The 23160-nt window shown below is 68.1% G+C and carries 21 protein-coding genes and 1 tRNA gene; 6 read left to right on the forward strand and 16 right to left on the reverse strand.

The features are described 5' to 3' along the window. Positions 1 to 13 precede the first annotated feature (13 nt). The 3 genes from OG474_RS29565 to OG474_RS29575 are packed head-to-tail and all read right to left on the reverse strand — an operon-like array spanning position 14 to position 2979. Positions 14 to 1558, reverse strand: a complete 1545-nt coding sequence (locus tag OG474_RS29565; protein WP_405056868.1) for a phytoene desaturase family protein — start codon at positions 1556 to 1558, stop codon at positions 14 to 16. Positions 1559 to 1562: 4 nt separating this feature from the next. Continuing rightward, positions 1563 to 2222: a thiaminase II gene (gene tenA, locus OG474_RS29570; protein WP_405056869.1), complete on the reverse strand. Its 660-nt coding sequence runs from the start codon at positions 2220 to 2222 to the stop codon at positions 1563 to 1565. 31 nt (positions 2223 to 2253) lie between these two features. Then, positions 2254 to 2979 (reverse strand): tyrosine-protein phosphatase, encoded by a 726-nt coding sequence (locus OG474_RS29575; protein ID WP_405064630.1) that lies wholly within the window; start codon positions 2977 to 2979, stop codon positions 2254 to 2256. On the opposite strand from OG474_RS29575, the gene OG474_RS29580 reads away from it, so the two are divergent. After that, positions 2893 to 4608, forward strand: coding sequence for an aminotransferase class V-fold PLP-dependent enzyme (locus OG474_RS29580; protein ID WP_405056870.1), 1716 nt, complete (start codon positions 2893 to 2895; stop codon positions 4606 to 4608). The genes OG474_RS29575 and OG474_RS29580 overlap by 87 nt on opposite strands. Before the next feature lie 3 nt (positions 4609 to 4611). Here the strand turns inward: OG474_RS29580 and OG474_RS29585 are convergent, their stop codons facing one another. Both OG474_RS29585 and OG474_RS29590 read right to left on the reverse strand, forming a co-directional pair. Then, the gene (locus OG474_RS29585) at positions 4612 to 5406 is read right to left on the reverse strand and encodes a hypothetical protein (protein ID WP_405056871.1); all 795 of its coding nucleotides are present in this window, start codon (positions 5404 to 5406) and stop codon (positions 4612 to 4614) included. A 10-nt stretch (positions 5407 to 5416) separates the two neighbouring features. Next, positions 5417 to 5905 carry a SigE family RNA polymerase sigma factor gene (locus OG474_RS29590; protein WP_405056872.1) on the reverse strand — a complete coding sequence of 163 codons (489 nt, stop codon included), beginning with the start codon at positions 5903 to 5905 and terminating at the stop codon, positions 5417 to 5419. A 336-nt stretch (positions 5906 to 6241) separates the two neighbouring features. Between OG474_RS29590 and OG474_RS29595 the strand changes: the two genes are divergently transcribed. Next, positions 6242 to 7054: a BTAD domain-containing putative transcriptional regulator gene (locus OG474_RS29595; protein WP_405056873.1), complete on the forward strand. Its 813-nt coding sequence runs from the start codon at positions 6242 to 6244 to the stop codon at positions 7052 to 7054. Positions 7055 to 7057: 3 nt separating this feature from the next. On the opposite strand, the gene OG474_RS29600 is transcribed toward OG474_RS29595, so the two are convergent. From OG474_RS29600 to orn, 10 genes are all read right to left on the reverse strand, one after another. Further along, positions 7058 to 7927 (reverse strand): ABC transporter permease subunit, encoded by an 870-nt coding sequence (locus OG474_RS29600; protein WP_405056874.1) that lies wholly within the window; start codon positions 7925 to 7927, stop codon positions 7058 to 7060. Positions 7928 to 7935: 8 nt separating this feature from the next. Next, on the reverse strand, positions 7936 to 8877 hold the full coding sequence (locus OG474_RS29605; protein WP_405056875.1) for an ABC transporter ATP-binding protein: 942 nt from the start codon (positions 8875 to 8877) through the stop codon (positions 7936 to 7938). A 20-nt stretch (positions 8878 to 8897) separates the two neighbouring features. After that, positions 8898 to 9413, reverse strand: a complete 516-nt coding sequence (locus OG474_RS29610; RefSeq protein ID WP_405056876.1) for a multidrug transporter — start codon at positions 9411 to 9413, stop codon at positions 8898 to 8900. Between the two features lie 65 nt (positions 9414 to 9478). After that, positions 9479 to 11626 carry a peptidase domain-containing ABC transporter gene (locus tag OG474_RS29615; protein ID WP_405056877.1) on the reverse strand — a complete coding sequence of 716 codons (2148 nt, stop codon included), beginning with the start codon at positions 11624 to 11626 and terminating at the stop codon, positions 9479 to 9481. Continuing rightward, positions 11623 to 12150 carry a hypothetical protein gene (locus OG474_RS29620; RefSeq protein ID WP_405056878.1) on the reverse strand — a complete coding sequence of 176 codons (528 nt, stop codon included), beginning with the start codon at positions 12148 to 12150 and terminating at the stop codon, positions 11623 to 11625. Before OG474_RS29620 ends, OG474_RS29615 begins: the two co-directional genes overlap by 4 nt. Then, the gene (locus OG474_RS29625; protein WP_405056879.1) at positions 12147 to 15458 is read right to left on the reverse strand and encodes a type 2 lanthipeptide synthetase LanM family protein; all 3312 of its coding nucleotides are present in this window, start codon (positions 15456 to 15458) and stop codon (positions 12147 to 12149) included. Before OG474_RS29625 ends, OG474_RS29620 begins: the two co-directional genes overlap by 4 nt. Positions 15459 to 15551: 93 nt before the next feature. After that, positions 15552 to 15788: a mersacidin/lichenicidin family type 2 lantibiotic gene (locus OG474_RS29630; protein WP_405056880.1), complete on the reverse strand. Its 237-nt coding sequence runs from the start codon at positions 15786 to 15788 to the stop codon at positions 15552 to 15554. A gap of 30 nt (positions 15789 to 15818) precedes the next feature. Continuing rightward, a complete protein-coding gene (locus tag OG474_RS29635) occupies positions 15819 to 16040 on the reverse strand; it encodes a mersacidin/lichenicidin family type 2 lantibiotic (RefSeq protein WP_405056881.1) in 222 nt (73 codons plus the stop codon). 696 nt (positions 16041 to 16736) lie between these two features. Next, a tRNA-His gene (locus OG474_RS29640) sits at positions 16737 to 16809 on the reverse strand. 67 nt (positions 16810 to 16876) lie between these two features. After that, a complete protein-coding gene (gene orn, locus OG474_RS29645; protein WP_405056882.1) occupies positions 16877 to 17485 on the reverse strand; it encodes an oligoribonuclease in 609 nt (202 codons plus the stop codon). Positions 17486 to 17692: 207 nt separating this feature from the next. Here orn and OG474_RS29650 point away from each other — a divergent pair, with 207 nt between their 5' ends. The 3 genes from OG474_RS29650 to OG474_RS29660 are packed head-to-tail and all read left to right on the forward strand — an operon-like array spanning position 17693 to position 21813. Next, entirely contained in the window at positions 17693 to 20896 is a 3204-nt protein-coding gene (locus tag OG474_RS29650) for a tetratricopeptide repeat protein (RefSeq protein WP_405056883.1), read from the forward strand. A gap of 33 nt (positions 20897 to 20929) precedes the next feature. Then, positions 20930 to 21343: a peptidoglycan DD-metalloendopeptidase family protein gene (locus OG474_RS29655; protein WP_405056884.1), complete on the forward strand. Its 414-nt coding sequence runs from the start codon at positions 20930 to 20932 to the stop codon at positions 21341 to 21343. After that, positions 21340 to 21813: a GNAT family N-acetyltransferase gene (locus OG474_RS29660; protein WP_405056885.1), complete on the forward strand. Its 474-nt coding sequence runs from the start codon at positions 21340 to 21342 to the stop codon at positions 21811 to 21813. Before OG474_RS29655 ends, OG474_RS29660 begins: the two co-directional genes overlap by 4 nt. A gap of 45 nt (positions 21814 to 21858) precedes the next feature. On the opposite strand, the gene OG474_RS29665 is transcribed toward OG474_RS29660, so the two are convergent. Next, positions 21859 to 22062 carry a cold-shock protein gene (locus OG474_RS29665; protein ID WP_132164162.1) on the reverse strand — a complete coding sequence of 68 codons (204 nt, stop codon included), beginning with the start codon at positions 22060 to 22062 and terminating at the stop codon, positions 21859 to 21861. Between the two features lie 265 nt (positions 22063 to 22327). Here OG474_RS29665 and OG474_RS29670 point away from each other — a divergent pair, with 265 nt between their 5' ends. Next, positions 22328 to 23125 carry a hydroxypyruvate isomerase family protein gene (locus OG474_RS29670; protein WP_405056886.1) on the forward strand — a complete coding sequence of 266 codons (798 nt, stop codon included), beginning with the start codon at positions 22328 to 22330 and terminating at the stop codon, positions 23123 to 23125. The last annotated feature ends 35 nt before the right edge of the window (positions 23126 to 23160 follow it).

Consider the following 23160-nt stretch of genomic DNA (forward strand, 5'->3'; position numbering starts at 1 on the left):
GATGTGAAATCGGTTAGCGGGTGAGGATCGCCATGGCTGCGTTGTGGCCGCCGAGGCCGGAGACGGCGCCGCCTCGGCGGGCGCCGGAGCCGCAGATGAGGAGGTTGGCGGTGTCGGTTTCGGTGCCCCAGCGGCCGACTGTGGTGTCGTCGGTGGACCAGGGCCATTGGAGGTCGCCGTGGAAGATGTGGCCGCCGGGCATGCCGACGGATTCCTCGATGTCGTAGGGGGTTTTGGCTTCGATGCAGAGGTCGCCGTTGGTGTCGCGGGCGATGCAGTCTTCGAGGGGTTCGGCGAGGTGGGACTCGAGGCCGGCCAGGGTACGGCGGGTGGCTTCGGCGCGGGCCGCTTCGTTGTCGGAGGCAAACAAACGGGCGGGGAAGTGGACGCCGAAGACGGTCAGGGTGTGGTGGCCGGAGGCAATCAGCTCGGGGGAGAGGATCGACGCGTCGGTCAGCGAGTGGCAGTAGACCTCGGACGGCGGTACGTCGGGGAGGGCGCCGCTGGCGGCGGTTCGGTAGGCGGTCTCGAGCTGGGTGTAGTCCTCGTCGATGTGGAAGGTGCCGGCGAAGGCGCGGGTGGGGTCGTCGCCGGAGCGCAGGGCCGGGAGGCGGGAGAGCAGGAGGTTGATCTTGAGCTGCGAGCCCTCGGGTTTGCTGGAGACGTCGCGACCACGCAGGGTGTCCAAGGTTGCCGGTGCGACGTTGGCGAGGACGTAGGAGCAGTCCACGGAGCGCTCTCCGTCGCCGCCGAGCCAGGTGACGGATCCGCGCACGCCGTCGACCTCGACGGACGTCACGGAGGCGTTGGTGATGAGTGAGGCTCCGGCCTGACGCGCTGCAAAGGCCAGGGCGTCGGTGACGGCGCCCATACCGCCTACGGGCACTCGCCACTCGCCGGTGCCGTTGCCGATCAGGTGGTAGAGGAAGCAGCGGTTCTGGATCAGGGAGGGGTCGTGCAGACCGGCGAAGGTGCCGATGACTGAGTCTGTTGCGACTACGCCCCGGACGGTGTCGTCGGCGAAGCGTCGTTCGACGGACTCACCGAAGGGGCGCTCTACCAGCTCGTCCCAGAGGGCAGGGTCGACTCGGGAACGCAGTGTGGCTGCGGACTGCAGCGGTTCGAGCAGAGTGGGGGCGATGGCCTCGGCCAATGAGCCGACTGCGCCGTAGAAAGCGGTCCAGGCGTCGTACTCGGCGTCACTGCCGGTGAGCCGCGCGAACGACTCCCGCGTCGCCGCACCCTCCGGGCGTTCCACCATGAGGCCGAGGTCGCGGCCGGAACGGCGTACTGGCGTGTAGGAGGCGACTGCGCGCGAGCGGAGCTGTAGTGAGAGGCCTAGGTCGGCCACGATCTTGTCGGGCAGCAGACTGACCAGATACGAGTAGCGGGACAGGCGTGCGTCCACACCGGGGAACACCTGCTGGCTGACCGCCGCACCGCCGGTGTGGGGCTGCTGCTCGAGCACCAGCGTGGACATGCCGGCCTGAGCCAGGTATGTGGCGGCGACGAGGCCGTTGTGCCCACCGCCGACGATCACGACGTCATAGAAGTCCATGTGTTCAGACCGGCCAATCGAGCTTGGTGTATGCGGCGTCCCAGAACATCCACTCGTAGCGACAGGTCGTCGCGAAGTGCTGGTGACAACGTTCCCGCTCCGACGTTCCCACGTCCAGTACGTCGGTCACCGCAAGAACGGACTCCACTACGGCATCGAATTCGTCAGAGCCGTAGGTCTCGATCCACTGCCGGTAGACCGGGTCCGGCGACGACCGCTTCAGCAGCTCGCGCCCGACGTCCCGGTAGATCCAGTAGCAAGGCAGTACGGCGGCCACGGCCTCGGCGTACGTGCCAGTGGCGCAGACAGCGGTCAGATAGGACATGTACGCCGTTGTGGTCGGCTTCGAACCGGCTGCCTCGACATCGGCCGTGGTCAGGCCCAGCGAGCCGAGGAGCGAGCTGTGGAGCTCCCGCTCGACCGCAATCGCGTTGGTGGCGTGCAGCGCGAACATGCTGACCGCATCCTCGTCGGTAGCCCGCGCCGCGACCAGACTGAGCGCCCGGGAGTAGGCGCGCAGGTAGTGACTGTCCTGGACGATGAAGTAGCGGAACGCATCGTGATCCAGCGTCCCGTCGGTCAGCCCCGTGATGAACGGGTGCCGCACGATCTCGTCGTACACAGCAGCCCCGCCCCGACCCCACAACTCGCCGGAAAACGTCATCCCCGCTCCTCACAGTCGACTGCCCCCGACCCTATCCACCCGACAGCCGTGACCGAACCCGATGGAAGTGATTCGGCTCGGCGCCGCCGGCTGTCAGATAGGCAATGACGCCGCCATGGCGGGTCTCGAGGTGAGCCAACATACGGAGCATGGTCGTCGGCGAACAGCCGTCCGTCAGCGCGTAGTCATCGGCGATCTGCCGGTCCGGTACGTCGGCAGCGGCCAGCACCAGCGCGATGAGCGCTCCGGTGCGATCCCGCCCGGCGCTGCAGTGCACCGCCACCCCGCCCGGTGGCGCCTCGGCGACGGCGATGAATGCCGCGGTGATCCGGTGCTGGTTGGTGTCGAGCATCGACCGGTACGCGTCAGGCATGGTGGTGCCCGCTTCGGCGAGCTCTGCGATCAGCGGAAGATGCCGGTACGCCGGATCGGTGGCCAGCGGGCTCGGATCCTGCGCGAGTTCGGTCGGCCAGCGCAGGTCGAGGATCCGGCGTACTCCGCTCGCACGGACTGCCGCCACGCCTGCGGGGCTGAGCCGGCTGTGGCTGTCCGAGCGTGTCAAAGCCCCGGGACGAATGCCGGCGACGATGCCGCCGGCGTCGCGGGCATTCGTGCAGCCGTCCCAGTCGAGAGTCAGTGGTTTGTCTCCTTGAGCGCTTACCCTGGCGCCATGACGGTCCAGGACGAACGTTTGCAGGCTCCGCCGGACTCGCCGCTGTTGCGACGGATTCGCGCTTCGGTGATCGGCGACGACCAGGTGATGCCTGGGCCGTACGGGCCGCGGCGGGTGACGTACGCCGACTACACCGCTTCCGGGCGGGCGCTGACCTTCCTCGAGGATTTTATTCGCGAGGAGGTGCTGCCGCGGTATGCGAACACGCATACGGAGTCGAGCGGGACCGGGCTGCAGACGACTCGGCTGCGGGAGGATGCGCGGCGGATCATCCACGAGAGTGTTGGCGGGGATGACGAGACCGCGTTGATCTTCTGCGGGTCGGGGGCGACCGGAGCGATCGACAAACTGGTCGGTGTCCTGGGGTTGCGGGTGCCGGCTCAGCTGGACGACGAGCATCAGCTGACCGACCACATCCCGGCCGATCAGCGGCCGGTGGTGTTCATCGGGCCGTACGAGCACCACTCGAACGAGCTGCCCTGGCGTGAGTCGATCGCCGACGTGGTGATGATCAGTCAGGACGCCGACGGGCACATCGACATCCCGCAGCTCGAGGCGCGCCTGGTCGAGTACGCCGCCCGCCCGCTGAAGATCGGCTCGTTCTCGGCCGCCAGCAACGTGACCGGGATCGTCAGCAACACCCATCGTGTCTCGGCGTTGCTGCACAAGCACGGGGCATTGTCGTTCTGGGACTTCGCCGCCGCCGCGCCGTACATCGAGATCGACATGTACGGCGGTCGCGACGCGGACCCGTTGTCGTACAAGGACGCGATCTTCCTCAGCCCGCACAAACTCATCGGCGGTCCGGGGACTCCCGGCGTACTGGTGGCCCGGCGGGACCTGCTGACGAACCGGGTCCCCGACGTACCGGGTGGTGGCACGGTCGCGTTCGTGAACCCGACCGGGCACCGGTACCTGGACGACCCGATCCACCGCGAGGAGGGCGGGACGCCGGACATCATCGGCTCGATCCGGGCCGGGCTGGCGTTCCAGCTGAAGCAGGCGGTCGGGATCGACGTGATCCGGGCGCACGAGGACGCGTACCTGCGGAGTGCGGTCGAGACGTGGCGCGGCGACCCGAACATCGAGATCCTCGGCAACCTCGACGCCGAGCGGCTCTCGATCGTGTCGTTCGTGATCAAGGCGCCGTCCGGGCGCTACCTGCACCACAACTACGTGGTCGCGCTGCTCAACGACCTGTTCGGGATCCAGTCCCGCGGCGGCTGTTCGTGCGCGGGACCGTACGGGCATTCGCTGCTGAACATCGACCTGGCGCGGTCGGCCGAGTTCGCCGAGGAGATCATGCACGGCTGCGAGGGCATCAAGCCGGGCTGGGTGCGGGTCAACTTCAACTACTTCATCTCCGAGGCCGTCTTCGAGTACGTCGTGGAGGCCGTGAAGCTGGTCGCCGAGGGCGGCTGGCGTCTCCTCGGCGACTATCGCTTCGCACCGGCGACCGGCCTGTGGCGTCATCACCGGGGTCCGGTCGAGCCGCCGATGAGGCTGTCCGCGGTCGGGTACGACGCCGACGGCAAACTGCGGTATCCGCGGCACGACCACACCGCCCCGGAGTCGGCGCTCCAGGACTATCTGGCCGAGGCCCGCGAGCTGCTCTCGTCCAGTCAGGACCGGAACGCAGAGGCCGAAGGGACCGTCAACTCCGACTTCGACCACCTGCGCTGGTTCGACCTGCCGGGGCGCTGCCTGACCTGAGGTCTACTTGGTGACCTTGGCCGGGAACTTCCAGGCCTGGTTGTCGGCGAGCTTCGTCATCTGGGCGACGGTCAGGATCGGCACGGCCCGGGTGTGCTTCGTGCCCTTCTCGGACACCCCGTTGTACGCCGTCAACGAGATCTTCCGGCCGTCCTTGCGGGTGATCTCGACGTAGCTGGACACGATGCCGAACTCCTTCTGACGGCCGTCGGAGTACTCGGGTCCCAGGCTCTCGGACCGGATCGTCGACCCGTCCGGACGCTTGTGGCAGCCCGGCACCCCGGCGCAACTGGGCGACGCCTCGTGGCGCTCCAGCAACACCTGGACCCGCGACCCGCCCTTACCGTCGTCGACGACCCAACCGGCGGCGAAGAAGCCGTCCTCCTTACCGCCCCAGTTCTCCGGCGCCGAGAGCGTCCGCCCAGATCCGCTCACCAGCGACTTCAACGTCTGCAAGGTCGGATCCTTGGTGTTCACCACCGGCGGCGTGTAGACCTCCTCGGAGGCCCCGGGGACCGGCGCCGAAGGTGCGGGGGTCGGTGTCACCGCAGGCCCCACCACCAGTGATCCCGCCGGCTCCGCGCTGCCGCCCTGATCGAAATGCTGAACCGCGCCGACGACGACTCCCACAGTCGCCAACACAGCCACCCCGCCGGCGACCCCGGCCAGCGCACTGCGCCGCTGCCGCAGTCGCACGCCCTGCACCACACTGCGCTCCACCAGATCGACCGACTCCGGCTCGAGCCCGTCCGTGGCCCGCACCATCAGCTCCGGCAGCTGAGTATCAAGATCCTTCACGACTTCTCCTTCACTGAGCGATCAACTGCGCGACGTCGTCCCCGAGCACTGTCCGTAAACGCTCCAGCGCCCGCGCCGTCCGCGTCGTGATCGCACTCGGCTTCTTCCCCAGATCCAGCGCCACTTGCTCGACGCTGCGATCTTCGAAGTACCGCAGCACCAACACAGCCCGATCCAAGGGCAGCAGCTCACCCAACGCTTTCTGCAGAGCCATCCGCAGATCGATGTCTCCCGAGGCCGCGACCCGCTCCGGTAGCTCCGCGGAGGGCCGCTCGGTCCAGCTACGCCGCCGCCGCTGCGAAACGAACGTCCGCACCAACGCGGTCCGCGCATAGGCCTCGGGCGTATCCACCCGCCCCCACGCCTTCAGCATGTTCGCGAGGGTGTCCTGCACCAGATCCTCGGCATGGTGCCGATCCCCGCACAGCAGCCAAGCAGTCCGGTACAACGGACCCACCCGAGCCCGAGCGAACTCCTCGAACTCCGCAATCCCCTTCATCCACCCTCCAGCCGTCGCCTACACCCTCTAGACGCACCCACCACCGGAACAGGTCACACACCTGGCAGGATGGATCCGTGAATGGAAGCTCCTGGTTCGCCTACGCGGTGGTCGTAGCGGTGACGTTCGTCGTAGCCCTCATAGCTTTCACCACCTGGGTACTCACGCTGGTCTTCTAGCCCCACGGGCATTTACGACCCGCAACGTTGCAGGAAGTTGCAAGGCCTCGATCTGTCGCCTCGCGCAGGTCGGGTTCTAGGCTCTGGCTGTGGGGGATACAGCAGCAGTACAGCCGCTTCAGGCGCCTTGGCTCCGGGTCGGCTCGGGTCCGCTGTGATGCGCTTCGCGATCCTCGGACCCCTGCTGGTGCACGGCAGCATCATGATCGAGTCACCGGTACGGCGGGCGATCCTGACCGCGCTGTTGCTCCGGGCCGGACAGATCATCGGAGTCTCGCAGTTCGCCGACCTGCTGTGGGACGACCCACCCGCTTCGGCGGGGCCGAACATCCGCAGTCACCTCACCGGTCTGCGGCGTGACCTCAACGCGGCCGAGCCCGGGCTCGGCCGCCAGATCAAGACCTACCGCGGCGGCCAGAGCGGGTACGGACTGCAGATCGGCCCCGATGAGCTGGATCTCGCCGGGTTCACTCATGCCGCGCGGCACGGCCGGGCGACGCTGATGCGCGGTGACCTACCCAGTGCGGTCGGTTCCCTGGAACAGGCAGTGGCCTTCTGGCGTGGGCCGTTCGGTGAGGACCTACCGCCGACGCGATGGTTCGCTGCCCATGTCACCGGGATCAACAACGTGCGCTTCGACGCCCTCCAGGACCTGTTCGCCGCCTACATCCTGGCCAACCGGACCCATCTGCTCTGCTACCGCATCGAGAGCGTGATCGCTGAGGCGCCCTATCGGCAACGGCTGTGGGAGTTGCTGGCCGCGGCGCATTGCATCAACGGCGACGCGGCGAATGCCCTGTCCGTGATCGAGCGCTGCCGGGTCGTCTTCGCGGAGGAACTCGGCCTGGATCTGCCGCCCGGTGTCGAGGCGATGCAGGCCGCGGTGCGGGACTGGGACCGTGACCGCGCGAGGTCACTCGTCGCGGCGCACGCTCCCGAGCGAGGCTTCGAACCTAGATGGTGTAACTAGCGCTCACAGCACGTCCCGGCGGCGGAGCAGCATCGTGCCCAGTACGGCGGCGAGCAGACCGTAGCCGAGCAGGACGGCGGCTCCGCTCCACTGCGGCGGGGCGCCGGCGAAGAGCTCGCCGGGTGTGGTCATGATCTGTGAGGCGACGCCGGGGACCAGCACCTGGGCCTGCAGCACCCAGGCCTCCTCGATGACGAGGTCGTGGATCGCCTGGAAGCCGAAGGCGACCACGACCGAGGTGAGGAAGTACAGCGCGGTCGCGGCGACCATCGCCGCGACCTGACTGCGGACCAGGACGCCGAGGCCGAAGCCGAACAGGCCCCAGATCGCGTACGCCGCCAGGTTCAGCAGGATCGCTCTCGGAACGTCGACGGAGCCGAGTTGCAGGCCGGTCCCTTGCGAGCTGAGGAACGCGACCCCGACGCCCATCGCGGCCAAGGTGGATGCCAGCCACAAGCCGGCCGAGGTGATGACGACCGCGACAAGTTTGGCGACGACCACCCGAGCCCGGCGTGGAGTGGCCAGGAACGTAGCTGTCAGGGTTCGGTACTGGTACTCGTTGGTGACCAGCAGGACCGCGAGCAAGCAAGCGAGTAGCAGGCCCAGCGGCTGCCCTGAGGTGTACAAGGACGTGGCGATCCGGCTCGGGTCGCTGTGCGTCTCCCAGACCGTGCGCATGGCCTCGACCTGCTCCGTCGAGAGGTCCTCGCGAGGGCGCCGGATGGCGCCCGCCAGGTACTCGTCGAAAGGACGGAGGAAAGTATTCGCCTGCCAGCTGTTCCACAACGCCATCAGCAGCGCGACACCGGCCATTCCCGCCCCGGCGATCCACCAGGTCCGGACTGTTCGCAACTTGAGCAGTTCGCTGGTCACCGCGCGCTTCATCGGATCGTCGCCTCTCCACGGGTCAGATGCAGGAAGGTCTGTTCCAGATCGGGCCGTTCCTCCGTCAGCTCGTACAGCGCACCGCCGTGCGAGCCCGCGAGCGCGGACACGCCGGCAGCCGGCATCCCGGTGACCAGCAGCGCACCTCCGCTGTCGGGCGGATCCGCCGTGACTGTCGCTCCGGCCGCTACCAGAGCAGCAGCCAGTACGGCGGGGTGCGCGACCCGCACGCGGATCCGGGGATCCTGGCGGAGCCCAGCGATGACCTCGGAAGTGGATCCTTCGGCCACGAGACGTCCGTGGTTGATGATCACCAGGTTGTCGACGGTCTGCTCGACTTCCGCGATCTGATGGCTCGAGACGAGCACCGTCCGCCCTTCTGCGGCGAACGTCCGGAGTAACTCCCGCATCCAGACGATCCCTTCCGGATCGAGTCCGTTCGCGGGCTCGTCGAGGATCAGTACGTCGGGGTCGCCGAGCATCGCCTGGGCGACGCCGAGCCGTTGCCTCATGCCGAACGAGTACTCGCCGTACGGTCGGCGGCCGGCTCGCGCGAGGCCGACGAAGTCCAGCATCTCGTCCGCACGCCGCCGGGGCAGCCCACCGGCCGCGCACTGGATGCGCAGATGGTCGCGGCCGGACCGGCCACGGTGCGCGCCGGACTCGTCCAGCATCGCGCCGACCACCTTCGCGGGTTCGTCCAGCTCACGGTACGACCGGCCGTTGATCGTGGCCGTACCCGCCGTCGGCGCAGCCAGGTCCAGCAGCATCCGAAGGGTGGTCGTCTTACCGGCGCCGTTCGGCCCGAGGAACCCCGTGACGCACCGCGGCTCGACCGTGAAGGTCAGGTCGTCGACGGCCACCACATCGCGGTAGCGCTTCGTGAGCCCCCGGACCTCCACGGATCCGGCCTCGGCATCCTTCGCTGTTCTGGGCACGACTCACACCTCTCCTCGGCTCACTGGGACGTTGCGTGTCGGGTTCGGGTCGCCTTACGGATCCGCAGGTCCTCGGACAGATGAGAGCGGCGCAGCCTCCGGGTACGCGCCAGTCGCAGCAAGTCCGACCGGGTGTCGTGCATCAGCTGCCAATGGAAGTAGTTCACGTACTCCGCCAGCGCCAGTCCGTACAGGACAACGCCCGGCAGCCAGGTGGCCACTGGTTGGTCCACGGCCGGCGCTAGCGCGATGAGCCCGGCGGCGAGAGCTACCTGGCAGATCGGCCGCAGCCACGCGAACACCCCGATCAACGGCGGCTGGGGATCGACGTCCCGCAACTGGCGCGTTTTCACCGTCCAGTACGCCGAACCGATGAGCAGGTGCAGCGTGACCAGCGCGAAGCCGACGATGTTCGCCCTGCTCCGAGGGGCTTCGTAGGCGCCGAACACCGCCCAGCCGATCACGAGAACGCCTACCAGTTCCAAGGTGGCCAAGGTGCGCAGCCGTCCCCTGAGCGCTGTCCGGTGCCGCGTCATGGAGTCCACCTCTCGACGATGGGGAAAGACAAGTTATCGCACATTGACACTCCGTAACCGTCGGCTCAGTCGTTGACCAACTGGTGCTCGACCAGGGCCGCGTACGCGCCGTTCTCCGCGATCAGGTCGTCGTGACTGCCGCTCTCGACGATGCGGCCCCGCTCGAGCACCAGGATCCGATCGGCGTCGCGAACCGTGCTCAGCCGGTGCGCGATGACGATGCGGGTGCAGTTGAGCGCGGAGAGGTTGGCGTGCACGGTGGCCTCGGTGGTCGCATCGAGGTGACTGGTGGCTTCGTCCAGGAGCAGCAACCGGGGACCGTGCACCACCGCCCGGGCGAGCGCCACCCGTTGGCGTTGTCCGCCCGACAGGCCGCTGCCGCCTTCGCCCAGGATCGTCTCGTAGCCCATCGGCATCCGGGTGATGTCGTCGTGAACGGCCGCGAGCTGCGCGGCCGCGACGACGTCGTCCAGAGTTGCCTCGGGCATCACCAGCGCGATGTTCGTCAGCACGGAACCGCTGAAGATGTCGGCGTCCTGGGTCACCACACCGCACCGGCGTCGCAGCTTGTTCAGGTCCAGGTCGATCAACGGAGTGGAGCCGTAGCTGATCGCACCGTCGGTCGGGTCGTAGAGACCGAGGATCAACCGGGCAAGGGTGCTCTTGCCCGAGCCACTACTGCCCACAATAGCGACTTTCTCCCCGGGCTGCACCGTGAGACAGATCTCCGACAGGGCTTCTGGACCGTCGCCGGAGTACCGGAAGCTGACATCGGTCAAGGTGATCGGCTGATCCAGGTCGGCCTCCACGTCGCCCTGCCCGACGTCCTCGGCGGACTCGTTCAGGACGTCACGCAGCCGGTCCAGGTGGACCCGGACGGTCTGGAAGGTCTTGATGCTGCGTCCGAGCTGAGCCACCGGTGACAGCGCGGCGCCGGCCAGCGCGATCAGAGCGAGCATGGTGCCGAGCGACAGGCTGTCGCTGAACACCAGGTATGCGCCCAGCAGGACCATCATCAGCGGCGCTGCGGTGCCGAGCAGACCGATCAGTCCGTTCACGGCGTTGTCCAGCCTGCTTCGGCGCAGCGAGGAGCCGAGCTGATCGGTGAACTTCTGCGACCAGCGGCTCACCACGACCTGCTCGGCCCCGGACGACTTCACCGTCTCCGCCCCGGTGACCGCTTCGAGCAGGGCGCTCTGGGCCTCGCCCAGTGACTGGAGTTCGCGTTCGGTCAGGCGCTGCGCGGCCGGAGCCGAGACGATCATGACGGTCAGCTGGGCGATCGCGATGGCCACGATGACACCGACGAACAGCATCGACTTCAACCCGATCACCACCAGGTAGGTACCCAGCAGCGCTACGTCGAGCAGGATCGCCAGCAGTTGACTGCTGACCGCGTCACGGACGTACGTCATACTCGACACCCGCACCAGCAGGTCACCACCGGTGCGCAGCTGGAAGAACTTGTACGGCAGCGACATCAGATGCCGCAGGAACGAGCTCATCATCGACCAGTCGACTCGGGTCTGGATCCAGAGCAGCAGCTCGGCCCGGGCCAGCGTCATCATCGCGTGGCTCGCGGTGTAGGCCAGTAGTCCCGCCGCCAGCACGAGTAAGGTGCTCTGCTCGCGGCCGGGCAGTACCTGGTCGACGATGTAGGCGGTGAGGAAGGCCGGGATGAGGCCGAGCACCGTCAAGGTGGCCGACGCGGCGACGATCGCTGCCAGCACACTGCGGCTGCGCGGCAGGAACGGCTTGACGAACGACCACAGGCCGGCCTCGGTGCCCTTCCGTTGCTCCAGTTCGTCGGTCGGTTGCAGCTCCAGCGCCACGCCGGTGAACGAACTGTCGAGTTCCTCGGCGCTGACGCGGCGGCGTCCGGAGGCGGGATCGACGATGTCGGCGCCGCGTCGGGTGAAGCGCTCGACCACTACGAAGTGGTTCATTCCCCAGTGCGCGATCAGCGGCAGTTTCAACCCGGCCAAGGCGTGCGGCTCGGCGTGGAAGGCCCGTACCGACATTCCCAGCTCGCGGGCCTGCCGCGCGATCGACGCCGCGCTCGCGCCGTCGCGCGCCAGCACCATGCGGTCACGCAACTCGGCAACGGCCGTGTGCCGGCCGTGGTAGCCGAGAACCATCGCCAGTGCGGCGACGCCGCATTCGACCGACGTGGACTGCAGCCGAACGGGAACCCTGCGGCGTCCCGGCCTCATTCCCGGCCGCCGATGCCGAGCAGGTCGAGCAGCAACGGCCTGCTGCCCTGATCGAGGACGATCTGTGCGCCGTCGGTCAGGCTTCCGGCAGCAGTAGCGTCACGGAGCTCGACCAGCACCATGGTGACCTGAAAGCCGTTCGCGCCCGGCTGGCTGTCCTTCACGACACCGGCGATGGTGCGGTCGCCGCCGAGCCGCAGCACGATCGGGCTGCCCTGCGCCGGCGGAGTGAAATTGGGGAAGGCGAGGACGAGATCGCGTCCGTTGTGGCCGGCGACGGCACCCGTCGGTCCGACCGGGACCGTGAACAGCAGCCCGGCCAGCATCGTCGCTACGACGAGGACAGCGCCGATCGATATCCATCGCCAGCGGGGAGACATCCGCTCGGCGTCGAAGCCGGAGCGGGCGGCGCCCCTGGGATTGGCCCGGTAGGCGGCCACCATGCTCGGCCGGTAGACGCCGTTCGCGATCCCACGCTCGTCCACGCCGTTCAGTTCTTCCCCCGGCGTCGCCGCGGTGTTCACGCGTTGTCCGATCGGGCCGGCGCGGCGAGCGTGAGCAGATCCGGTACCGTCGCCGGCGAGGCCATCCTGGCCAGTCCCCACGCCACTCCGGCGAGCCCGGTCATCAAGCCCGGGGTCTCCACGCCATGCGGTACGCCGCACAACCAGCCGTTCTCGCGTCCCTCGTGCAGCAAGGTGTTCCAGACACCGGGCAGCAGTTCGGCGACCTCAGGCTCGGTCTCGGGACGGTGGCTGTCGCCGATGATGAGCAGGTTGCCGACATCACCGTGACAGAGGCTGTGGTTCCCCAGACCGGAGACCGGATCGAGGTCGAGCCCGGTGGACATCGAGGCGAGGACGGCCAGGTGCCGGTCGTTCTCGAGCACGTGTGCCAGGTCGGGTGCGGCGCCCAGACGCTGGAGTTCCGTGCGGGAGAGGGCGACGCCAGGAGCCCCATGGCACCAGGCATTCATCACTGTCCGGCCGCTGATGTTCGCCGGGCGCAGGTCACGCCAGGTCCGTAGCTCCGGGTCGTACGCCGTCTGCTCGTAGCGCAGGGCGTGTCGCACCGCCTCGCCGTACTCGGGGCGTGGTGACACCGCGTCCAGCCGCGCGAGCGCGTAGGCGATCCCGGAGGCGCCGTGCGAGAACCCTGCCAGCGGTGCTTCGGGGTTGAGCGGTGTGATCCAGCCCCACCCGTCGCCGATCTCCTGGCGGGTGGCGAGCAGCCGGTCAGCGCAACGCACCGCGAGTTCGAGGGCGCCGCGACCGGGCACGGCCTGTTCGAGTGACAGCAACGACAGGATCGCCCCGGCCGAGCCGGAGACGACATCCAGCAGCGGGTCCTCCTCGACAAGTTCGGCCACGCTCGGCAGCAGGGCCAGCGCCGCTGCTGTGTAGTGGGTCCGGCGATGCCGCACCGCGGCGTGCGACAGCGCGTAGATCGCACCGCCGAACGGGCCGAACGCCCCGATGCCGAGTTCGTTGGGTCCGGGCTTGTTCTTCAAGCCGGCGAGCGTCTCGGCGATCAGGAGCGAGCGTCCGGCTACCTGGTCGAAGGCGGCCAGCGCCAGCTCGCCGAGTTCGGCATCGCCGGTTACCGCGGCGACCGCGTCCAGGGCGTGGGCGATGCCCGCAGTACCGGTGTAGAGGCCGATCGGGGCCGGAGCCAATTGCCAGTACGTCTCGTCGACGAGGTCGAGGCCGATCCAGCCCAGTCCGTGGCCGTCGCGGACGCAGAGGTCTGCCAACCGCCGGGCCACTCGGTGCGCCTCCTCGGCGAAGTCTCCTGCGCCCGCTGCGCCGGTCAGTCGATTCCGGTGCCAGTTCGGCCAGCGGGCATCGCCGCCCCCCATGGTGGTGGCCGCGACACTGGAACGGATCACCCGTTCCTGGAAAGCCAGGTCGTCGGGGTCCATCGTCTGCAGCCGCTCGCGGACCGCTGCCAGCGGTGCCGGATCGCGGGTCCCGATCTGTGCGCCCTCGAGACCACCTCGCAACGCACCGGTGTCCGCGTCCACGGTGAACATCGGGACGTCGCCGAGGGCGAGCTCCGCGATCTCGTCGACGATCATCGCGACGCGAGCGTCCAGGTCGTCATGACCGCTGAGCAGCCGGGCCAGGGACCGGGCCTGGTCGAGTCCGTCGCGCAGGAAATCCGGATGGGTGCTCTCCAGCAGCAACCGGCCGTAGATGTGCGTCGGGCGGGCGATGAGGCGAGTTCGGACCGGAGCGAAGGCGGCGATCAGTCCGTTGGGTGCCAGCAGTTCCGCGCGCCGGTCTGCGAGCAACCGGTAGCAGTGGGCGAACCCTGCCGTGAACTCCTCCAGCCGGGCGACCAGGTCGATCGCCTCTCCGTCGGCGGTGGTCGGATGGTTGCGTTCGGCATCCATCTCCATCCGCCGCTTCACCAGGCGCATCCGGTCGGTGCCGCTGTCCTCCCAGGTCGGCACCGGCATCGGGGTCAGCTGACCGCCGTGACCGGCCAGGCCGCTGACGTCGAGCCCGAAGGTGCCGTCCTCGCCGCGGACGATGAGCCGGTTCGGCAAGATGCCGACCGATTGCACCGAGTTGGCCAGGGTGACCGCCGCGATGTCTGTCTCGCCGTTGATCTTGACCACCGCAGCGGTCTTGTCACTGTGCAGCAACGCCTCCAGATCAACCAGAACCGGGTACTCGCCGGCGGCAAGTACGTTCTCGAAGTGGAAGTCGGTGGCATGGAGCAGGTAAAGCAGGCCGGTCAGTGCACCGAGGCGCCAGGCATAGCGGTCGCCTCCGGCGGCGTCGGTCGTCACCGAGGTGTCGACGAGCTCGACCCAGCCGTGCTCACCTCGGTCGAGGACGACGACGCGGGCGAGCTCGTGTGGCGGCTGCTGCTGGTTGAACCAGTCGAGCAGCCGGTCGAAGACCACATCCATGGCCAGCGAGCGGGGCTTGAAGACCAGCGCACCGGTATCGAAGGTGACGATGCCGACCGAGCGGCCCCGTCTGTGCTTGTCGCCGGCACCGAACTCGATCCGCTCGATCCGTTGCGGGGCCGGATCGGCGAGCAGGCCGGTTCGCAGTACGGGGAGGTCGGCGACGAGGGCCTCGACCAACTCGACCCGGGTGCTGATCCAGAACTGCAGAGTGGTCACCACGAGCCGGGCCAGCACGGGGTACTCGTCCCATACGGCCAACGCCTCTCGCTCGTCACGCAGCAACCTCGCGTACGACGAGAAGCGCTCGGCCGGGGTGTCGCCGTCGAGCCGGCCCTGCACCCGGGCGACGTTCAGCTCGAGCACCAGCGTTCGCTGCACCTGACTGAGAAGATCGGCGGCCGGGGCTGTTGCCCGGATCACGTCGAGGACCTGGCCGAGGTCGGCCAGGACGGGGTCGGTCGAGGTGGCGACCCGCTTCTCGACCAGTGCGTCGAGCTCACGGACAGCCCCTTCGACCAGCGGCCGCATCACCTCGAGCAGTCCCATGTCGGGATCCAGCCGGCGGTCCGCATCGGTGGCGGCCATACCTTTGGCCCACCAACGGCGGAAGGTGGAGTGCCACTCGGGCTCGACGGTGAGCCTCGCCGCCAGGGAGGTGTCCGTCTCACCCAGCAGCGCCGCGAGCTGATCAGCTGTGACATCCAGAGTGGCGAGCCGTTCGTCCAGTGTCGCTCGATCGCCGGCGAGGGGAGCCAGCTCCATCCACGCGGCCAGACGTCTCTCGCCCCGGTCCGGATCGGTCTGCGACACCTGCGCGCCCATGCGTTCGTCCAACGTGGCGGCCCGCTGCCAGGGGAGGCGCAACGAAGCCGGCCTACCAGTGGGTTGATCGGTTGCCTCGACAAGCATGCGGGAACTTCCTTTCGGTAGGACCGCAACCGGCGGGGCCGCTGCGAGCGCGCTCACAGGACCTCGCCGGTTGCGGCGTCGTTCGTTGGCGCGCTACTCCGAGCAGGGCTTGCCCGGGTTACAGGCCAGACCGCATACGGTCCAGCCCGAGTACCACGGCAAACACGAGCAGCATCCGAGAGTGCCGAGCACACCGGTGCCGGCCCCGTTGACCGCGGCCAGTTCCTCGTCGGTGATCGCGGTGAGCCCCTCGCCCGATGGATGGGCGGGAGCCTGAATCCCGAGTGAATGGCGATACTCGGTGTCTTTCCAGGACCTGATGACGTCCACGTGCCTCACCTTCCTTGTGGTGACTTCCGATCAGCAGCAGCCGCGGGTGCCCATGCTGCAGCTGCCGCACAGCGTTCCCGTGGGCGAGCAGACCGTGACGGTCAGCGTGACCGTGGCGCAGGCCCAACTGGTACCGCCCGCAACCCCGTCGAGCTGGTCGTCAGCCAGCTCCACCAGCCCTGCCGGATTGGCCGGCACGTCGGCCAGAGTCCCCCGGTACTCCGGGTCTTTCCAAGCGCGAATGAGATTCATGTGTCTTCACCTCCTCCCCTTGAAATTCGCTCACCGCTCCATCCATGCGGTGACCGTGCCGGCCATCGTGGACGCCCGTTGTTGCCCTCCAGCACCCATAAAAGAAGCCCCCCGCACAGCCCCCGCATACCCGGCGGACGATCCCCGCACAGCCACAAGAACCCCGAGCGAACCAGCCCGCAACCCCAGCCAGAACTGTCAATCCCCACCCGCACCAAAGCCGAGCAACCGCAACCGCAGCCGCCCACCCCAGCCGAACCCGGAACCCTAAATGCCCACCCCAGCCACAAGGAGCCGAGCAAGCCCACCCCAGCCGAATCCGGAACTGTCGAGTGCGCCTCAGCCGAATCCGGAACCGTAAAAGCGCGCCCCAGCCACAAAGGAGCCGAGCAAGCGCGCCCCAGCCGAATCGGAACTGTCGAGTGCGCCTCAGCCGAAGCCGGAACCGTAAAAGCGCGCCCCAGCCACAAGGAGCCGAGCAAGCGCGCCCCAGCCGAATCCGGGAACTGTAAAGCGCGCCCCAGCCGAATCCGGGAACTGTAAAGCCCACCCCAGCCACAAGAAGCCGAGCGAAGCGAAGGCGCCAGGGGGTGCGGGTGGCGAAGCCCCCGCCCGCGCCAAGCGAAGCGCAGGCGCACAAAATGCCGAAGGCGACCCGTCCGCGCTTTCCGCGGACATAGGTCGCCTTCGCCTGAGGGTGAGTGACGGGACTTGAACCCGCGACCACCTGGACCACAACCAGGTGCTCTACCAGCTGAGCTACACCCACCATGACCGTCTTACTGCGACGGCTGGGCAATCATAGCGATGATGCCCGGTTACTAAAAATCGGGGGTTCAGGCGCCTGTCGTGGGGGTGCTGACAGCGGTTGCCGCGGCGCGGGCGGTGTCCGAGTCGGGGCCTGGCTGGGACACGAAAACGGTCTGCCGGTAGTAGCGCAGTTCGGAGATGCTTTCGCGGATGTCGGCCAGTGCGCGGTGGTTGCCGGTCTTGGCGGGGGTGGCGTAGTAGACGCGCGGATACCACCGGCGGACGAGCTCTTTGATGGAGCTGACGTCGACGTTGCGGTAGTGCAGGTGGGCTTCGACGCGCGGCATGTCGCGGACCAGGAAGGTGCGGTCGGTGCCGACGGAGTTGCCGGCCAGCGCTGCCTTGCGGGGTTCTTTGACGTAGCCGGAGATGAAGTCGAGGACCTGCTGCTCGGCGTCGGCCAGCTCGATGCCTTCGTCGAGCTCCGCGAGCAGTCCGGACTCGGTGTGCATGTTGCGGACGAAGTCGCCCATCTGCTCGAGGGCGGCGGCCGGTGGCTTGATCACCAGGTCGATTCCGTCACCGAGCACGTTCAGTTCGTAGTCGGTGACGAGCACCGCGACCTCGATCGTGGCGTCCGCCGCCAGGTCGAGGCCAGTCATCTCGCAGTCGATCCACACCAGCCGGTCGTTCATGGGCACCCACCTTACGGCGGTCCGTGGACAGTGCCGCGACCGGCTGGCCGGGTGGCGCTCGCTGTCTGATCAAGATTTATACGTTCAGTTGCTGGTCCGGCCACAATCCGCCACTATTCACGCACCGGATCCGTGCCAACTCGGTTGCGCGGCGGCTACTGCTGGTGCTGTCCTGTTCGGGGACCCTGGGGAGGGGGTGGCGGGCTGATGGAACCCGGAGCGGGGACGGTGGGACGCCCGCGGCTGACCGCATTGCTGGACGAAGGCGTGCAGCGCCGGCTGCTGACGGTCGTGGCTGATGCCGGCTTCGGCAAGTCGACCCTGCTTTCCACTTGGGCCGCCGACCGCACCTGCGCCTGGCACACCGTGCGGGCCGAGGACGCGTCGCTGGCCAGCATGGTGGCCGGCCTGGTGGCTGCACTGCGCAGTCAGGTCCCTGCACTCGCTTCGATCCCGGCCGAGCTGCAGAGTCCGCGCGGACCGGATGCGGACGCCGAGCAGGAGACCAGAGCACTCGCGTACGCCGCTCTGCTGGCGGAGGCCCTCGACAAGAACCTCGACGAGGACCTGGTCCTGGTGCTCGACGATCTGCACGAGCTGGGCCCGGATGCACCGGCGACCAGGCTGATCGAGGGTCTGGTCCGGATTGCCCCGGCGAATGTCCACCTGGTGGTTGCGTCGCGTACGTCGATGCCGTTCGGAATCGACCGTCTCCGCGGACGTGGCCAGGTGCTGGAGATCGACGCGACCGCGCTCGCGTTCACAGTCCCCGAGACCCTCGCCGTACTGGAGAAGGTGCTTGGTGCGGGCACCGAGGAGCTCGCGGAGTCGTTGCAGTCGGCGGTGCAGGGCTGGCCTGCCGCCGTGCGGCTTGCTGTCGAGGCGCTGCGGACCGCACCGGCTGCTGACCGGCCCAGTCGGCTCAGGCGAGCGCTGCGTTCGGACGGTCCGCTGTATGACTACCTGGCTGAGGAGGTCTTCGCTGCGGAGCCCCCATCGGTACGGCGTTTGGTCGCGAGCGTGGCTGTCCTTCCGCGGTTCGGATCCGAGCTCTGCCAGGCGATCGGGCTGACCGACAACCCGGACACCCTGCACCAGCTGCGGACCAGGGGGCTGTTGGTCTCGGCGGGTGAGGCGGATGGCTACGAGCTCAATCCACTAGTCAAGAACTTCGCCAACGACCGACTGGTCGTCGACGAACCGGAGCTTGCCGAGCTGACTCTGCAAGCAGGTAAGTGGTTCGAGTCGGTGGGCGAGTCCCGTGACGCGCTCGCCTGCTACCAGTCCGTCGACCCGGCCAGAGTGGCCCGGATGCTCACCGACACCGGTCATGCGATGGTCAGTGGTGGTCTCGCCGAGGTAGTTGTCGCTGCTGTCTCCGCACTGCCGTCGGAGCTGCGTGACCCGGTCATGGACCAGCTCGAAGGCGAAGCCCGGCAAGTGCTCGGGGACTGGCAGGGTGCGGTCGAGTGTTTCGATCGCATCATCGAGCCAGCTGGTGAGATTCCAGTAGCGATCGCGTGGCGGCTCGGCCTCATCCATCACCTGCGCGGTCAGACCGATGTGGCGATCGCGACGTACCAGCGTGGTCGGATCGATGGAGAGCACCCGGCCGACGAGGCATTGCTGCAGGCGTGGTGTGCGGGCGCGCACTGGCTACGTGGTGAGTTCGAGGAGTGCCGGGAGCTCGTCACAGCGGCATACGCGACTGCTAAAGAGATCGGGGACAACGGAGCGCTCGCGATTGCGCACACCGTGCTCGCAATGATGGCCGCGGTCGACAGCGACCCGATCGCCAACTCCACGCACTATGTGCGAGCGCTGGAGTACGCCGAACGCGCCGGCGACCTGCTGCAGTCCATCCGGATCCGGGTGAACCAGTCGTCGCACCACATCGCCGAAGGTGCTTACGATCTCGGGCTGGCAGAGCTCGAGAGCGCGTTGGAGCTCGCGGACCGGGCAGGCTTCGCGGTCTTCCGCGCGCTGGCGCTGAACAACCGCGGTGAGGCGCTGCTCCGGCTCGGCCGGCTGGACGAAGCGATCAGCGAGCTGGAGGCGTCCCGCGCCCTGCTGCAGAAGCTGGAGTCCAAGCGGGTCGCCCAGCCGCTCTCGGTCCTCGGCGAGGTCTACCGGCAGCGTGGCGACCGGGCGATGGCCAGGGCTTGTTTCGAAGAGGCCATCGCGATCGGCGAGGAGACCAAGGACGTACAGGCCTTGGTTCCCTCACTCGCGGGACTGGCCAGAGTGCTGGCGGTGGAGGAGCCGCAGCGCGCAGCTGAGCTGGCCGAGGTTGCTCGGCAGGCCGTTGCCTATGGCCCGGTCTTGGGTCTCTCCGGGGCTCTGGTCGCCCTGGGCTGGGTCACCCTGCATGCGGGCAACAACGCGGAGGCTGCGGCCAGTGCGGAGCAAGCCGCAGCGCTCTGTCGCAAGCGACGCGACCGTGCTGGTCTGGCTGACGCTCTGGAGCTGTACGCCGAAGCTGGTGGCGGATCGGTCCTCCACGAGGTGCTGAACATCCGCAATGAGCTGGGTGACCAGCTGGGTGAGGCCCGGGCCGAGCTGATGCTCGCCAAGCGGACCAGCGGCACAGAAGGCCGGGAGCTCGCGATGCGGGCCCACCAGCGCTTCCTGGCCGCCGGTGCAACCCGCTATGCGGCCGCCGCACTGGCCACGAGTGACCAGACCGGCCCGGCTGCCGTGAAGGTGGAGTGCCTTGGCGGCTTCCGGGTGCTGCGTGGAGGCAAGGCGGTCCAGCTGGGGGAGTGGCCGTCCAAGAAGGCACGGGACCTGCTGAAGATCCTGGTGGCCCGCCGCTGCCGACCGGTCGCGCGGGTGCAGTTGCTGGACCTGCTCTGGCCGGACCAGGACGAGACCGTCGCCTCTCCGCGACTGTCGGTGGCCCTGTCGACGGTGCGGGCGGTGCTCGACCCAGAGAAGAAGTACCCGCCGGACCGCTTCATCGGCGCCGACCGGGCGACCATCTGGCTGGACGGCGATCAGACGGCCGTCGACGTGGAGCTTTTCCTGCATGGTGCCCGGGAGGGGCTCAACACCAGCGATCTGCGGCTCCTGCGCACGGCCGAGGCGTCGTACAGCGGTGACTTCCTTGAAGAGGACGTGTACGCCGACTGGGCCGCAGGCATGCGGGAGGAGGCCCGGGCGCTCTACGTCCGGGTGGCACGGGTTCTGGCCGAGCGGGGACGCCGTGACCCGGATGCGACGGCCGGATACCTGCTCCGGATCCTCCAGCGCGACCAGTACGACGAGCGCGCCCACCTGGGCCTGGTCTCGGCGTTCCAGGCGAGCGGTGCGCACGGTGAGGCGCGCCGGGCCTACCGCACCTACGTGCAGCGGATGGGTGAGCTGGAGGTCGAGCCCGCTCCCTACCCTGCGGTGCCCGCGCGAATTTAAGGCTGGCTGAAGATCCGCGTGCACGATCTGCTCATGGCAGCGCCGGTGCACAAACCAGTGGTGGTCCGCGAGTTCGACGCCGCGGTTCATTCGGGTCGTGACTACCGCACCGAGCCCGGAGGAACGGTCCGGGCGACTTTGGCCGGTGTGGTGGTTCATGTGGACGGTGACCAGGTCGTGGTCGAGTCGAACGCGATCTGGCACCTCTACCGGCGGCTGTCCGGACCGACGGTCAACCAGGGGGAGACCGTGGAAACAGGCGAGCTGCTCGGATCCGCCGCCGACTCCTCACTGCACTACGAGGAGCGGGTCGCGCCGTACCAGGCCGGCGACCATCGCAAGCCCCAGTTCGACCTGCACATCAACGCCCGTATGCGGGTGGTGGCGCCGGGTGATTCGGCTGTGGAGGGAGCTGTCGAGCCGCCCGGCGCTACCGTGACCACGTGATCGCTACCGCCTTCAGCACCGCTCGCCTGACCCTGCTCCCGCTGGCACCCCAGTACGCCGAGGAGATGGCCGGCGTACTGTCCGATCCGGCTCTCTATGCGTTCACCGGTGGTGAGCCGCCGACCGTGGACGCGCTCCGGGCCCGGTACGAGCGTCAGATCGCCGGACCGGGCAGACCGGACGAGTACTGGCTCAACTGGGTGATCCAGGCGGGTGACGAGCTCATCGGCTTCGTGCAGAGCACTGTGACGGCCGGTACGGCGGAGATCGCCTGGGTGGTCGGCACGGCCTGGCAGGGCCACGGCTACGCCAAGGAGGCGTCTCTAGGGCTGGCCGAGTGGCTGAGGGCCCAGGACCTGCGGCTCATCGCCCACATCCATCCGGACCACCTGGCCTCCGCCGCGGTCGCAACCGCCGTCGGGCTCAGCCGCACCGACGAGCTGGCTGACGGCGAACACCTCTGGAGATAAGAAAAAGGCCCGGTTGCCGAAGCAACCGGGCCCTTCCTAAGTCATTCAGACCGGGCGAACGTTCTCCGCCTGCGGGCCCTTCTGGCCCTGGGTCAGGTCGAACTCGACCTTCTGGTTCTCGTCGAGGCTACGGAAGCCGTCGGTCGCGATCGCCGAGTAGTGCACGAACACGTCCGCGCCGCCGCCGTCCGGGGAGATGAAGCCGAAGCCCTTTTCGCCGTTGAACCACTTCACTGTACCGCTGGCCATGATGTACCGCTTTCTAAAGAAATTAATGAGGTGGTTGCGGTAAACCCGGCCGATATGAAAAAACGCCCGAGCGGATCACAAATCCGCGGGCGTCAATGAACGATCGAGGAACTGCAAGAACTGCAACCGATGACGACAGTAGCACAGAGTGGCCGCCAGAACCGGGAACTGTGGATGAACTCGGCCTGTCCGGTGTGATCTTGACCGCACTCGCGGCACGGCCTACTGTATCCGGTATACAAAGCCATGCGGGAAGGTGGGATCGATGAACTCTGCCCGGTTCGCCGTCAACTGCTCGATCCTGTTCACCGAGCTACCCCTGCTCGAGCGTCCGGCGGCGGCCAGAGCGGCCGGTTTCGGGGCGGTCGAGTTCTGGTGGCCGTTCGACACCCACCTGCCCGGCGACGCCGAGGTCGACGCGTTCGAGCGGGCGATCACGGAGGCCGGTGTCCAGCTCACCGGGCTGAACTTCGCGGCCGGGGACATGCCCGGCGGCGACCGCGGTCTGGTCTCCTGGCCGCAGCGGGCGCTGGAGTTCCGGGACAACATCCCGGTCACCCTCGGTATCGGCGAGCGGCTCGGTTGCCGGGCGTTCAACGCGCTCTACGGCAACCGGGTCGAGGGATTCAGCCCGCAGGCCCAGGACGAGCTCGCGGCCGAGAACCTGGCACTGGCCGCAACCGCGGCCGGCGATTTCGGCGGCGTCGTACTGGTCGAGCCGGTCAGTGGCGCCGACCGCTACCCGTTGCTGACCGCGGCCGACGCCGTCGCGGTCGTCGACCGGGTACGGCGGGAGTCCGGGGTCACCGCGATCGGTCTGCTCGCCGACCTCTACCACCTGACCGTCAACGGGGACGACGTGAGTACGGCGATCTCGACGTACGCGGACCGCATCGCGCATGTCCAGCTCGCCGACGCACCCGGCCGGAACGAACCCGGCACCGGGAAGATCCCGGTCGACCAGTACCTCGCCGAGCTCGCCACCGCGGGCTATGCGGGCTGGATCGGACTGGAGTACAAGCCGTCCGGCAGTTCTGCCGAGAGCTTCGACTGGATCCGCTGATCCACAACCTGTCCCGCCGGCGGTGAGTCTTCCGC

The organism is Kribbella sp. NBC_01505 (genome assembly GCF_045040285.1).
In the GTDB taxonomy this organism is placed as follows: Bacteria; Actinomycetota; Actinomycetes; order Propionibacteriales; family Kribbellaceae; genus Kribbella.